The organism is Gordonia sp. YC-XJ4, assembly GCF_059511865.1.
This window is the reverse complement of sequence record NZ_CM183447.1, coordinates 4,067,706-4,081,486: the sequence shown is the minus strand read 5'-3', so window position 1 is coordinate 4,081,486 and position 13,781 is coordinate 4,067,706. Positions and strand designations below refer to the sequence as shown.

Here is a 13,781-nt window from a genome sequence, read left to right as displayed (position 1 = left end):
CAAGTGAATTCACAGCCTTCGATGAGGACGTGTGATGTCGCACGTGGTATTGGCCGGTTCTGTGAGAGGGTGTGAACCGTGAGCCGCACAGATGATGCGTCGGGGACGGGGAGCGCGGAGCGCCGGACGGGGCGGCCCCGTGCGCGCGAGGTCGGTCCGCGGTCGCCACGCGCCGGTGACCAGACGCCCGGTGGATCGGTCGCGCCGGGTGGATCGTCAGCGCCCGGTGGATCGTACGCGGCAGCCCAGACGCCAACGGGGACAGGCGAGAACCGCACGGACCAGCCTCCGGTCGGTGCCGCCCAGCCCCCGACCGCCCAGCCCCCGACCGGCCAGCCCCCGACCGCCTCGTCGTCCACCGGCCCGTCGTCCACCGGCCCGTCGACGGCCATGCCCCGGTCCGCGACGACGACTCGCCGGCGCCCGCTTCCCGATCAGCCGCTGCGCGCCCGCTGGGACCCGACCGACGACAACGGCCGGCCACGCTCGGACCGCGACAGCGCGCCACCGCGCAAGAAACAGAGCGCGATCGGCCGATTCGTGGCCACCTACGGGTGGCGTGCCTACGCGATCCCGGTTCTGGTGGTCCTGACCATCGTGCTGCTCGTCTACACGATCCGCGACGACAACACGACCAACGCCGGCGCGCCGGTCGGCCCGGACCCGTCGGCCCGCAACGCCGAGGTCACCAAGGAGACCCGGCCGATCGGTGCGCCCACCGGGGAGATCTCGCCCGCGCAGCTGCCGGCGGGGGCGCTGCCGGGCGGCGGCGGCTTCACCACGGTGGGGCGCAAGACCTTTCACGTGGTGCCGGGTACGACCCCGCAGGTCGGTCGCGGCGGGCAGGTGTACACCTATACCGTCGAGGTCGAGAACGGCCTGATCCCGGCCGAATACGGGGGCGATCAGGCGTTCGCGAAGATGGTCGACGCCACGCTGGCCAACGACAAGAGCTGGATCGGTGACGGCAAGGTGTCGTTCCGCCGGATCGATCGCGGCAACCCGGACCTGCGGGTGTCCCTGACGTCGACGAACACCACGCGCGAACTGTGCGGGTACCAGATCAAACTGGAGACCTCGTGCTTCTATCCGCCACAGGAACGGGTCACCCTCAACGAGGCGCGCTGGATTCGCGGCGCGCAATCCTACGAGGGCGATGACGTCGCCTACCGGCAATACCTGGTGAACCACGAAGTAGGTCACGGCATCGGGTATGAGCATCACGTCCCGTGCCCGGCCAACGGTGCGCCGGCGCCGATCATGATGCAGCAGTCCTTCGGGGTGTCCAACTCGGAGATCATGGCGCTCGATCCGGACATCCGCGCCAATCCGGCCCTGGTCTGCAAACCCAACCCGTGGCCGTTCCCCGAGGGAACGAGCGCCGGCTGAGCCGTTGCGCTCGCGGGAATGACGAGGTGCGCCGGGTCGTTGTTCGACTCAGTTCACCCGTCCGACTCGCATACCCGGGAGGCCTGCCGTGTCATCCTTGCCCCCGCTGGTGGAACCAGCGGCCGAACTCTCCAACGACGAGGTCGCGCGCTATAGCAGGCACCTGATCATCCCCGACGTCGGGATGGACGGGCAGAAACGCCTCAAGAACGCCAAGGTGCTCGTCATCGGTGCCGGTGGACTCGGCTCGCCGACGCTGCTCTATCTCGCCGCCGCCGGTGTCGGCACGATCGGCATCGTCGAGTTCGATGTCGTCGACGAGTCCAACCTGCAGCGTCAGGTCATCCACGGCCAGTCCGACGTCGGTCGGCCCAAGGCCGAGAGTGCCCGCGATTCGATCCTCGAGATCAATCCGTTCGTCACCGTGAACATCCACGATCAGCGCCTCGAACCCGAGGGGGCGATCGAGCTGTTCTCCGGGTACGACCTGATCCTCGACGGCACCGATAACTTCGCCACCCGATATCTGGTCAACGACGCCGCGGTACTCGCGCACAAGCCGTACGTGTGGGGATCGATCTATCGCTTCGAGGGGCAGGCCTCGGTGTTCTGGGAGGACGCCCCCGACGGCCGCGGCATCAACTACCGCGATCTCTACCCGCAGGCGCCGCCACCGGGCATGGTGCCCTCGTGCGCCGAGGGCGGGGTGCTCGGCATCCTGTGCGCCTCGATCGGTTCCATCATGGGCACCGAGGCGATCAAGCTGATCTGCGGCATCGGTGAGCCACTGCTCGGCAGGCTGATGGTGTACGACGCCCTCGACATGACCTACCGCACCATCCGGATTCGCAAGGATCCCGAGGGGGAGAAGATCACCGGTCTGATCGACTACGAGGCGTTCTGCGGTGTCGTCTCCGACGAGGCCGCCCAGGCGGCGGCCGGCTCGACACTGACCGCCGTCGAACTCAAGGAGAAAATCGACGCGGGCGAGAAGCTGGCACTGGTCGATGTGCGCGAGCCGGTCGAGTGGGACATCGTGCACATCGACGGCGCGACCCTGGTGCCCAAGGATCAGATCCTGTCCGGTGCCGCACTGGCCCAGATCCCGCAGGACCGGCCGACGGTGCTGTACTGCAAGACCGGAATCCGGTCGGCGGAGGCGCTTGCCGCGCTCAAGCGGGCCGGATTCGCCGATGCCACGCACCTGCAGGGTGGCATCACCGCATGGGCCAATCAGGTCGACAAGGAACTGCCGGTCTACTGACGCGGCACCTCGCAGCCGCGTCGCTGCGCGGCTTCAGGCCACCACCTCGGTAATCTCTGCAGACGTGAACACCGTCGAGCCACCCGAGCACGTGCTCAACACGTTCGGGCTGACCGCCCACCCGCCCATCGCCATGGGCGAGCGCTGGGTCGGGGGATGGCGCGTCGGGGAGGTCGTGCTGTCGTTGGTACCCGACCACGCGCGCGCGGCGTGGTCGGCCTCGGTCCGCGAGAATCTCTACGTCGAGGGCTTGCGGATCGCGCGACCGTTCCGGGCCACCGACGGTCGATATGTCGTCTCCGGATGGCGCGCGGACACCTATATCGCCGGCGTCCCCGAACCCCGCCACGACGAGGTTGTGTCGGTGGCCGAACGACTACACGAAGCCATCGCCGGACTCGAGCGACCACGATTCCTGCTCCAGCAGCCCGCGCCGCCGCACACCGACGTCGACGTCTTCGCCGCAGCCGATCGCGCCGCATGGGAGGACACCCCGATGCGCTCGGCACGTGCCGCAGGGATGTCCGAGCCGACCTCACCGGACGGCCAGGAAAGTATCGAGATCCTCAAAACCCTTGCGACTCTGCGCAAGAATGTCGACCTGCCGAGCCAGGTGGTGCATGGTGACCTGTTCGGCACAGTGCTCTTCGCCGGTGCGGCCGCACCTGGGATCACCGACATCGTGCCCTACTGGCGGCCGGCGTCGTGGGCGGCGGCGGTGGTGGTCGTGGACTCGCTGGCCTGGGGTGGCGCCGACGACGACCTCGTGCAGCGCTGGTCCGACGAGCCGGAGTGGCCGCAGATGATGTTGCGCGCCACCATGTTCCGCCTGGCGGTCCACGCGCTGCACCCGCGGTCGACCGCCGGCGCGTTACCGGGACTCAAGCGCGTCGTCGATATCGTGCGGCTCATGGTGTAGCGCGTTCACCTGTGGGTGCGGGCGCTGTTACCTTTCCCACCCGATGGTCGAGGACTCCAGACCCCTGGTGCCGACGGGCTTCCGGGCCACAATGACATCCTTGCAGCTTCCCGCCTCGAGACCTGTTGTGCTGATGGGTATCTGGTGCACGGTGGTTCGAATCCAGCGTCGGCTCAGGTGGTCTCGAGGCTCGCCGCACGCGGCTCGCACCTCGACCAGCGATATATGACGTTCGGTGGTCCCCATCCGATGGTCGAGGTGCCGAGGAGCGCTAGCGACGAGCCTCGAGACTATGAGAATTAGGGGTGCAGCCGTATTAGGTTGTGGGTGATGGACCGGGGTGTGGCCCTCCTCGAGACTGACTTCGTGTCCTGAACGGGACTTGTCCGCTCTGGTTCATCGGTCCCGGCCCGGGTGTGCGGGTTGCTTGATAGGAGCTTGACCTGATGACGTAGCCGCGTCATCTGTGTCCCGTCAATAGTCGTGCCTGCCGCTCTCCCGGGCCGGAACCACTGTTGGTTCCCTACTGGAATGGAGAGAACACGTGACTAGTGTGACGGATTTGCGGGAGCTGGTCGAGGTGGTGATCGGCGTTGACACTCATGTGCATGAGCATGCTGCTGCGGCGGTGGATGCGCGTACGGGTGCGGTGTTGGGTCAGGTGCGGGTGAGCGCGGATGTTCATGGGTTCGCGCGGTTGGTGGTGTTTGCCGATAGGTATTCTCCGGCGCGGTTTTGGGCGGTGGAGGGGACCTCGTCGCACGGGGCGGGGTTGTGTCGGTATTTGCTGGGTGATGATTTGGTGGAGAACGTGATTGAGCTTGATCGGCCGGAGCGGATGAAGCGTCGTCATGGTGCTAAGAGTGATGAGATTGATGCGGTGCGGGCGGCGCGGGAGGCGTTGGCGCGCCCGCAGTTGGGGGTGCCGCGTAGTGGGGCGCGGCGGGATCGGCTGGCGGCGTTGTTGGCGGTGCGGGCGTCGGCGGTGCAGGGTGCTGCTGATGGGGCTCGGCAGTTGTTTGGGTTGACGGTGTCGGCGCCGCAGGTGTTGCGGGATCGGGTGCGGGTCGAGTCGTCGACGGCGGCGATGGTTGATCGGGCGGCGGTGTTGCGGATCAGTAAGTCCTGGGATGCGGATACGGCGGCGATGGCGCGGGTGTTGCGCAGGTTGGCCAAGCGGGTCAAGTCGTTGGAGGCCGAGGCTGCGGAGTTGGAGAAGCAGATCAAGGCGGTGGTGAAGTCGTGGAAGCCGGCGTTGTTGGATGTGCACGGGGTGGGTCCGATTGTGGCGGCGACGGTGTTGTGTGCGTGGTCGCATCCGGGTCGGATTCGTAGTCGTGGGGCGTTTGCGATGTTGGCTGGGGCTGCTCCGATCCCGGCCAGTAGTGGTGAGGTCACGCGGTATCGGCTCAACAGGTCGGGGGATCGTCGGTTGAATTGGGCGTTGCATCACATCGTGTTGGTGCGGATGCAGCATGATCCTCGGTCGAAAAGGTATGTGCAGAAATGGCAGTCGGAGTCGAACGGGCGGAAGAAGAAGAGTAAGCGCGAGATTCGGCGTTGCTTGAAAACCTACGTCGCACGTGAGCTCTACGGTCTCCTCGAATACGGCGACAACACTCCCTCGAACGGGGGTGAAACCCCAGCTCACGCAGCATAAATACCCGCTCTTGACAAGACATAGGAGCGTCCCCTTGTACCGAAAGGATTCCGGGCCACAGGCGGCACGACACCTCGACCATCGGGTGGGAATTATCTCTATGGAATTCTCAAACAACAGATGCGGTCCCGGCGGGGCCGGGTGCGGGGGAATCAGGTAGTGGGGCAGGGTAGGTCAGGCTGCTGCGTCGTCGAGTCGCATGGTGCGGCGGTGATACGACGGCACTGGTTGTCGTTGCGGGTCGATGCTGGCGGGTGGGATCAACCAGGGGTGTCGGTCGAAGCCCATGATGATGTCCCATCCGTGGTGGTGCACATCATCATGGCAGCTGGTGCAGAGGAGGCAGCCGTTGTCGAGGTCGGTGGGCCCACCCTTGCTCCAATGCTCGAGGTGGTGTCCTTGGCAGCGTCCGGCGTGGGCTCCGCATTTGATGCATCCGCGATCCCGGACGAGTAGTGCTTTGCGTTGGCCGGGTGTGAAGAAGCGTTTCGCCTCGCCAACACTGAGCGGTACACCGTTGGGATCGAGCATGATCTTGGTGATCGTGGTGTCACACGACAACAGTTTGGCGGTGGCTTCGGTGATGGCGCCCATGTTCTGCAAGTTCCCCCCGAGTGCCGGGTTGTCCGCCGACCAGGTCCACAACAGGCCGTTGGTGGGTTTGGCCGAGAAGGTGGTGTCGGCCAAGCCTTGTGCCGCCAACTCCACGATGGTTTCGAACGCAGCGGCGCGGATCTGCTCGGGCGTTCGGGGAGCGGTCGGGTTGGGGTGTTGGCGCCGACAGCGCTTCCATCAAAGTTCTGGTCTTCTCCCCGGCGATGATGTCGAGGTTCGCCGAGATCTCCAGTCGTCCGTCGTCGGTGATGTGGTCGGTGTAGCTGTTGATCGTCTTGTCTTCGGCGGCCGGTGACCCGCCCGGTGTTTCGGCCGCCAGCTCGTTCCCCAGCTGCTGTGAGTAGAGGTTGATCTCGGCGGGGGTGAATCCGGCGAAGTAGTGCGACAAGAGTTTCCGGAGGTATTCACAGCGTTGCACGGTGTCGCGGGGTTCGGGGGAGCGGGTGTCAATGTGGGTCAATCCGCGGAAAATGGCGTCGGTGTGTTCGGAGGAGCCCATGCTGATCAACAACTCCCGAAGTCGGGTGGTCTTGTGATCGGCCACGCCCAGGCGATCCATCTCACCGGTGAGCGATGTGGCGTGGTGATCAACCAGGTTCCGCAGCAACAGGACTTGTTTCATCGCGCCGAAAGCCTGTGGGCCGGTCATCTCCGGATTCCATTGCAGGTCGCTGAGTTGGCTGACAATCCCGGCGAAAACCGCTTCGGCGTCAAGAGCTTCGGTGGTGTCGATCATGGGCCCCTCCCCAGTGGCTGATCGGTGTGATGACTCCATCCTACTCGAACATATGGAGTATGGCAAGGGTGTTCGACAGTCCTGTGGAAGGGAAGATGCTTGTGGACAACGGGTTTCGGTGGTGGGCTGGCGAAGATTTTCCGTCGGTGGGGTGTGGTAGGGGTGCGTCTTTTGCTGTGGTGGGTGGATGTGGTTGGGAGGCTTTATGTCTCGTCGGGTCTCGAGGCTCGCCGCACGCGGCTCGCACCTCGACCATCGGGAGGCCGGCGGGGAGGGCTGCTCGACGATTGGGGGAACGGGAGCTCGGCCAGCGGGTACGGCGGTTACTCGACAGTCCGTGACCCGAAGACACACACCTCGGCGGAAGGATCTCACGCACAGATCCGCTCGCGCTCGGCCTCATCATCCTCGTCGTGATCATCAAGGTCCGACGCGACCGGCCACACCCCGACGGTGAGTTCTCCAGCTATCCTGGTTGGGCCACCCGAAGTGTTTCGGGATCAAGCGATTCGGGATCCAGCAGCGACTGAGTTGGCCCGGTCTCACAGGCTCCGCTCGCCAATGTGAGAACAACGTGATGTCGCGGTCACTGCGCCGACAATCGGCGCAACACTCGATTCGTAGTTTTGGTTCCAACGACCGACGCCGTCGTCGGTGGTCACGGCATCAGCCCACCCGAGACCGATGGGAACCCACATGGCATTCTCGACGCTTCTGCACGACCTCCGCAGAGACCACACGATCACCGACTGGGATCCGGAGGACCGGCACGCCTGGGACACCGGCAATGCCGCGATCGCCCGACGCAACCTGCTGTGGTCGGTGATCTGCGAGCACATCGGCTTCTCGATCTGGTCGCTGTTCTCCGTGATGGCGCTGTTCATGGGCCCCCAGTACGGCATCAACGCCGACCAGAAGTTCGTGATCGCGGCGACGGCGACCTTCGTCGGCGCGTGCCTGCGGGTGCCCTACACCCAGGCCACCGCGCGCTTCGGCGGTCGCAACTGGGCGATCTTCTCCGCCGTGGTCCTGCTGATCCCGACCGGTCTGACGATGATGCTGATGATGAACCCAGGAGAGTTCGGTTTCGGCTGGTTCCTCGCGGTGGCCGCGCTCACGGGCTTCGGTGGCGGCAACTTCGCCTCGTCGATGACCAACATCAACGCGTTCTATCCGCAGCGACTCAAGGGCTGGGCGTTGGGACTCAACGCCGGCGGCGGCAACATCGGGGTCCCTGTGGTCCAGCTGATCGGTCTGCTGGTCATCTGGCTGGCCAGCGACAAACCCGAGATCCTTTGTGCGATCTACCTTGTCGCGCTCGCCGTCGCGGGAATCGGTGCGGCGGTCTTCATGGACAACCTCGATCACCAGACCGCCAGCGGTCGGGCGATGATCGATTGCCTCAAGCACTACGACAGTTGGCTGATCTCGGTGCTCTACATCGGTACCTTCGGGTCGTTCATCGGCTTCTCGTTCGCCTTCAGCCAGGTACTCAGCCTCAGTTTTCAGTCGTCGGGTCAGTCTGCCTCGGCCGCATCGCTTTCCGCCGCGCAGATCGCGTGGATAGGTCCGCTGCTCGGCTCGTTGTTCCGTCCGCTGGGTGGCAAGTTCGCCGACCGGTTCGGTGGTGGGCGGGTGACCCTGTGGTCCTTCGTCGCGATGGTCGCTTCCTCGGTGATCCTGGTCGTCTCCGGAACCGTCGCCGATTCACACCCCGGCCACCGGATCGAATCCACCCAACTGGCCGGATTCATCATCGGGTTCATCTTGTTGTTCGCGATCTCGGGCATTGCCAACGGCTCGGTCTACAAGATCATTCCGACCATCTTCGAACACAAGTCGCGGAACCTACCGGGGATCAGCGGAGGTGCCGCGGTGCTGTGGTCGCGGTCGATGTCGGGCGCTCTCATCGGAATCGCCGGGGCGGTCGGAGCGCTCGGTGGTGTCGCGATCAACCTCGTTCTTCGCAGCAGCTACAAGGCAAATCATTCGGCGACGGTGGCATTTTGGGTGTTCATGGCCTTCTATGTGATCGCCGGGGTGATCACCTGGTGGTTCTACGCCCGGCGCGAGGTGGTCCTCGACCCGCACTTCCGTCACACCGGTGACATCGAGGTCGCCGATACCGCACCCGCCACTCCCGTCGCCCAGGCCACCCCGGCCACCCCGGCGGTGGATGCCCGATGACCCACTCCCGTAGGGATTCCCGCCCGCTCTCGAGGACCGTCGTGGTGATCGGCCACGGCATGGTCGGGCATCGGTTCGTGCAGTCGCTGCGTGAGCGGGATCAAGCCGGGATCTGGCGCGTGGTGGTGATCGCCGAGGAGACGCACGCCGCATACGACCGTGTGGGATTGTCATCCTACGTCGGCGCGTGGGACCGGTCATCGCTGGCGTTGCACGGCAACGACTATGCGGGTGACGACGCGGTGCGGCTACGTCTGGGGGAGACGGTCACCGCGATCGACCGGGACGGGAAACGGGTGATCACCGATCGAGGGTCCGAGATCGGTTATGACGCACTGGTGTTCGCGACCGGCTCGTACCCCTTCGTGCCGCCGGTTGCCGGTCACGACCACGACCGGTGTTTCGTCTACCGCACCCTTGACGATCTCGATGGCATCCGTCGCGTCGCCGAGGGTTCGACGCCCGGCGCCGCCGGTGTGGTGGTGGGCGGTGGGTTGCTCGGCCTGGAAGCCGCCAATGCCCTTCGGCTGCTGGGGATGACACCGCACGTGGTCGAGTTCGCGCCGAGGCTCATGCCGATGCAGGTCGACGCCGGGGGTGCGGCGGTGTTGCAGAACCTGGTTTCCGACCTGGGGTTGTACGTGCACACCGGAGTGGGCACGTCATCGATCGCCGACGGACCGGAAGGGGAATCGCTGACGGTGACACTGAGCGACGGGGCGACGATCGACGCCGCCCTCGTCGTGTTCTCCGCCGGTGTGCGCCCCCGCGACGCGGTGGCCCGGGAGGCGGGTCTTCCCGTCGGGGAGCGTGGCGGCGTGCTGGTGGACTCGGCGTGCCGAACCGCCGACCCGGACATCTATGCCGTCGGCGAGGTCGCCGCGGTCGACGGGCGATGCTACGGCCTGGTCGCCCCCGGATACAGCACCGCCGACGTCGTCGCCGACCAACTCCTCGGTGGCAGTGCGACATTCGCCGGTGCCGACATGTCGACCAAGTTGAAGTTGCTCGGCGTCGACGTCGCGAGCTTCGGTGACGCCATGGGGGAGACGGACAACGCGCTGGAGATCGTCTATTCCGATCCGCTCGCCGGCCGCTACGCGAAGATCGTGCTCTCCGACGACGCACGGACCCTGCTCGGCGGCATCCTGGTCGGGGACGCATCGGCCTATGCCACGCTCAAACCCATGGTGGGGCGCGAGATCCCGGGAGATCCGGCCGCTCTGATCGCCCCTGCGGCCGGGGAATCCGGCATGGGTCTCGACGCATTACCCGACGACGCGGAGATCTGCTCGTGCAACGGGGTGTCCAAGGGTGCGATCTGTTCGGCCATCACCGAGGGCGCCTGCGACATCGCCGCGGTCAAGGCGTGCACCTCTGCGGGCACCACCTGCGGAGGTTGCGTACCGAGTATCGCCTCGCTGCTGGCCGCCTCCGGCGTCGAGATGAGCAAGGCGCTCTGTGAACACTTCACCCAGTCGCGGTCGGAGTTGTTCGAAGTCGTTGCGGTGACCGGTATCCGGACGTTCTCCGAGCTGATCGCCCGGTACGGGGCCGGCTCCGGCTGCGAGGTGTGCAAACCGACGGTCGCCTCCATTCTCGCCTCGACCTCGAGTGATCACATCCTCGACGGCGAACAGGCCGCGCTGCAGGACACCAACGACCACTTTCTGGCGAACCTGCAGAAGAACGGCAGCTATTCGGTCGTGCCCCGGATGCCCGGCGGGGAGGTGACCGCCGAACAACTGATCGTCATCGGCGAGATCGCCCGCGACTTCGACCTGTACACCAAGATCACCGGTGGCCAGCGGATCGACATGTTCGGCGCCCGCGTCGAACAGTTGCCGCAGATCTGGCGGCGCCTCGTCGACGCCGGAATGGAATCGGGACACGCCTACGGCAAGAGTCTGCGCACGGTGAAGAGCTGTGTGGGTCAATCCTGGTGCCGATACGGTGTGCAGGATTCGGTCGGGATGGCGGTGTTCCTCGAGAAGCGCTACCGCGGTCTGCGATCGCCGCACAAGCTGAAGTTCGGTGTCTCGGGGTGCGCACGCGAATGCGCCGAGGCGCGCGGCAAGGACGTCGGGGTGATCGCCACCGAGAACGGCTGGAATCTCTACGTGGCGGGCAATGGTGGACAGAGCCCGAAGCACGCCCAACTGCTGGCCCGCGGAGTGGATGACGCGACACTCGTCGCCTACATTGATCGGTACCTGATGTTCTACATCCGCACCGCCGATCGGCTTCAGCGCACCGCCCCGTGGCTGGAATCGCTCGACGGAGGTCTCGATCACCTGCGAGCCGTGGTGTGCGAGGACAGTCTCGGCCTGGCGGCAGAACTGGAGGCCGCGATGGACCGTCACGTCGCCGGATACCGTGACGAGTGGGCCGAGGTGCTCGCCGACGAGGAAAAGTTGTCGCGGTTCGTGTCGTTCGTCAACGCGCCGGACGTGCCCGACCCGACCATCCGGTTCACCGACGGAGCGGTTGAAGGCGACCGCAAGGTCCCGGTGCTGCTGGACATGCCCCGGTTCCGGGCGCAGCAGCCGAACACCGACCGTACGACCGAACGCGAAGGAGTGGCCACATGACCGCCGACACGGCGACCGGCGCAGGGCAGATTGGCCCAGGGCAGATCGGCGCAGGGCAGATCGGCGCAGGGCAGATCGGCGCAGGGCAGTGGGTGCGCGCCTGCCCCTTCGATCGGCTCGTCGAGGGACGCGGAGTCGCAGTCCTCGGCCCGGAGGGCCGTCAGGCGGCGCTCTTCCGGATTCCCGCCGCCGAGACCGACCGTGAGGCGGTGGGGCGCTCGCGGATCTACGCCATCGGCAACATCGACCCGTTCGGGCGTGCCGCGGTGCTCTCGCGCGGGCTGACCGGCGATCACGGCGGTGAGCTCACGGTCGCCAGTCCGCTGGGCAAGCAGGTCTTCTCGCTGCGCACCGGGGTGTGCCTCGACGACGAGTCTGTGTCGGTGCCCTCGCTGGCGACCCGCGTGGTCGACGGCATCGTCGAAATCTGGTTCGGCGCCGCCGATCATCGTGTTGTTGCCGACGGGCCCCGATGAGTCCTGGAGCGACACCCTCGAGTTCCGACGATCTGCCGTTGACCGGTTTCACCGTCGGGATCACCGCCGCGCGCCGGGCCGACGAGTTCGCGGCGCTCCTCGTGCGTCGCGGCGCCGACGTCGTCATGGCCCCGACCATTCGCATCCTGCCGCTCGTCGACGACACCGAGCTCGAACAGGTCACCGAACGGATCATCGCCGATCCGCCGGACCTGATGGTTGCCACCACCGGGATCGGTTTCCGGGGCTGGGTCGAGGCCGCCGACGGCTGGGGGGACGCCGAGCAACTCCTCGTCGCGCTCGGCGAGAGCCGGCTGATCGCCCGCGGTCCCAAGGCCAAGGGTGCGATCCGTGCGGCCGGACTTCGCGAGGAGTGGTCGCCGGAGAGCGAGTCCTCCTCGGAGGTTCTCGACCGTCTGCTCGACGAAGGGGTGGAGGGCAAGCGGATTGCGGTGCAATTGCACGGTGCCACCAGCGAATGGGAGCCGCTGCCCGACTTCTGCGCGGTGCTCCGCGCCGCGGGCGCCGACGTCCTGGCCGTCCCCGTGTACCGCTGGAACATGCATCCCGACGTCGGGCGGATCGACGCGATGATCGCGTCGGTCGTGCGTGCCGACCTCGACGCGCTCACCTTCACCAGCGCACCCGCGGCGGCGTCGATACTCACCCGCGCCAAGGAACTCGGCAAACTGCAGCCGTTCCTGCACGGACTGCGGACCGCGGTACCGGTGTTCTGTGTGGGCTCGGTGACCGCGGGGCCGCTGGAGGCGTTGCAGATCCCGACCGTCTATCCGCGCCGCTTCCGGCTCGGTGCGCTGGCCCGGCTGATCACCGACGAGTTGCCCCGACGCAGCCATACCCTGCGGGTTGCCGGACACGACACCGCGATTCGGGGTCAGGCGGTGGTCGTCGACGGGCAGATGCGTGAGTTGTCGGCCACCGGACATCTGTTGCTCAAGATGCTCGCGCAGGTGCCGGGGCGGGTGGTGGGTCGCCAGGAGTTGCTGCGCGGACTGCCCGGCGACAGCGCCGACACCCACGCGGTCGAGGTGGCCGTTGCGCGTCTGCGGGCGGCGCTCGGCGACCCGAAGATGATCCAGACGGTGGTCAAGCGCGGATACCGCCTTGCCGTCGATCTCGAGTACGACGAAGCCGAGGACGAGTCATGATGATCCGCAACGACATTCGGTCTGCCGTGGGTGACCGGCTGGGCGGGGTCCGCCCGGTACTCGTCGCGCACGGGACCCGCAACCCCCGCGGCGTCGCGGTGGTTGCCGAGATCGCCGAAAAGGTCGCTGCGACGGTCGGTCCGACGCGCACCGCCTTCGTCGACGTCCTCGGCCCTACCCCGAGCGAGGTGCTCGGCGGGCTGGATCGCCCCGCGGTCCTGGTGCCCGCGTTCTTGGCTTCGGGATACCATGTGCGCCAGGATATCCCGGACCATGTCCGGAGATCCGGGGTCGGTGATGCCATCGTGACCCGCGCCCTGGGCCCCGATCCGAGGATCGCCGCGGTCCTGCGGCGGCGGTTGATCGAATCCGGGTGGCGCCCCGGTGACGCCGTGGTGCTCGCCGCCGCCGGCTCGTCCGACGACTCCGCCTGTGCCCAGGTGCATCTCGCCGCGCGTCAGCTCGAGGGGCTGATCGGCGGGCACATCGAGGTCGGCTTTCTCACCACCGCCGCACCGACCGTTGCCGACGCGGTCGCCGCCGCTCGAACCTCCGGTCGCCGCGTCGTCATCGCCGCATACCTGTTGGCCCCCGGCCTCTTTCACGAGCGCCTGCACACCGTGGGTGCCGACCTGGTGGCCGAGCCGCTCGGCGCCGACCCGGCGATCGTCGAACTCATCGTCACCCGGATGCGTGCCGCGGTCAGTCCGTACCGCACCGACGCGGTCCTGCTGCGCTGACCGCGCCCGCCACCCCGCCGACAGCGCCCATCACC

The 13,781-nt window shown here is 66.5% G+C and carries 9 protein-coding genes and 1 pseudogene; 9 read left to right on the top strand and 1 reads right to left on the bottom strand.

Annotated features, from left to right (window positions below):
- Nucleotides 1-390: 390 nt before the first annotated feature.
- The 4 genes from AC5ZH6_RS18265 to AC5ZH6_RS18250 all read left to right on the top strand — a co-directional run bounded on the left by AC5ZH6_RS18265 (nucleotide 391) and on the right by AC5ZH6_RS18250 (nucleotide 5,232).
- Nucleotides 391-1,389 carry a DUF3152 domain-containing protein gene (locus tag AC5ZH6_RS18265; protein ID WP_006368651.1) on the top strand — a complete coding sequence of 333 codons (999 nt, stop codon included), beginning with the start codon at nucleotides 391-393 and terminating at the stop codon, nucleotides 1,387-1,389.
- Between the two features lie 88 nt (nucleotides 1,390-1,477).
- Nucleotides 1,478-2,653 (top strand): adenylyltransferase/sulfurtransferase MoeZ, encoded by a 1,176-nt coding sequence (gene moeZ / locus AC5ZH6_RS18260; protein ID WP_006368650.1) that lies wholly within the window; start codon nucleotides 1,478-1,480, stop codon nucleotides 2,651-2,653.
- A gap of 64 nt (nucleotides 2,654-2,717) precedes the next feature.
- Complete coding sequence (locus AC5ZH6_RS18255; RefSeq protein WP_006368649.1) at nucleotides 2,718-3,572, top strand: TIGR02569 family protein; 855 nt, start codon at nucleotides 2,718-2,720, stop codon at nucleotides 3,570-3,572.
- 553 nt (nucleotides 3,573-4,125) lie between these two features.
- Nucleotides 4,126-5,232 (top strand): IS110 family RNA-guided transposase, encoded by a 1,107-nt coding sequence (locus AC5ZH6_RS18250; RefSeq protein ID WP_050955328.1) that lies wholly within the window; start codon nucleotides 4,126-4,128, stop codon nucleotides 5,230-5,232.
- A 174-nt stretch (nucleotides 5,233-5,406) separates the two neighbouring features.
- On the opposite strand, the pseudogene AC5ZH6_RS18245 reads toward AC5ZH6_RS18250, so the two are convergent.
- Nucleotides 5,407-6,583: pseudogene (locus AC5ZH6_RS18245) on the bottom strand (HNH endonuclease).
- A gap of 696 nt (nucleotides 6,584-7,279) precedes the next feature.
- Here AC5ZH6_RS18245 and AC5ZH6_RS18240 point away from each other — a divergent pair.
- From AC5ZH6_RS18240 to AC5ZH6_RS18220, 5 genes are read left to right on the top strand one after another with little or no spacing between them, the layout of a single operon-like run.
- Nucleotides 7,280-8,770: a nitrate/nitrite transporter gene (locus AC5ZH6_RS18240; protein WP_006372937.1), complete on the top strand. Its 1,491-nt coding sequence runs from the start codon at nucleotides 7,280-7,282 to the stop codon at nucleotides 8,768-8,770.
- Nucleotides 8,767-11,361: a nitrite reductase large subunit NirB gene (nirB, locus tag AC5ZH6_RS18235; protein WP_006372936.1), complete on the top strand. Its 2,595-nt coding sequence runs from the start codon at nucleotides 8,767-8,769 to the stop codon at nucleotides 11,359-11,361. The genes AC5ZH6_RS18240 and nirB overlap by 4 nt, the downstream gene beginning before the upstream one ends.
- Nucleotides 11,358-11,837 carry a nitrite reductase small subunit NirD gene (gene nirD, locus AC5ZH6_RS18230; RefSeq protein ID WP_006372935.1) on the top strand — a complete coding sequence of 160 codons (480 nt, stop codon included), beginning with the start codon at nucleotides 11,358-11,360 and terminating at the stop codon, nucleotides 11,835-11,837. Before nirB ends, nirD begins: the two co-directional genes overlap by 4 nt.
- On the top strand, nucleotides 11,834-13,006 hold the full coding sequence (locus AC5ZH6_RS18225) for a uroporphyrinogen-III synthase (protein WP_035728894.1): 1,173 nt from the start codon (nucleotides 11,834-11,836) through the stop codon (nucleotides 13,004-13,006). The genes nirD and AC5ZH6_RS18225 overlap by 4 nt, the downstream gene beginning before the upstream one ends.
- A complete protein-coding gene (locus AC5ZH6_RS18220) occupies nucleotides 13,003-13,746 on the top strand; it encodes a sirohydrochlorin chelatase (RefSeq protein ID WP_006372933.1) in 744 nt (247 codons plus the stop codon). Before AC5ZH6_RS18225 ends, AC5ZH6_RS18220 begins: the two co-directional genes overlap by 4 nt.
- Nucleotides 13,747-13,781 lie beyond the last annotated feature (35 nt).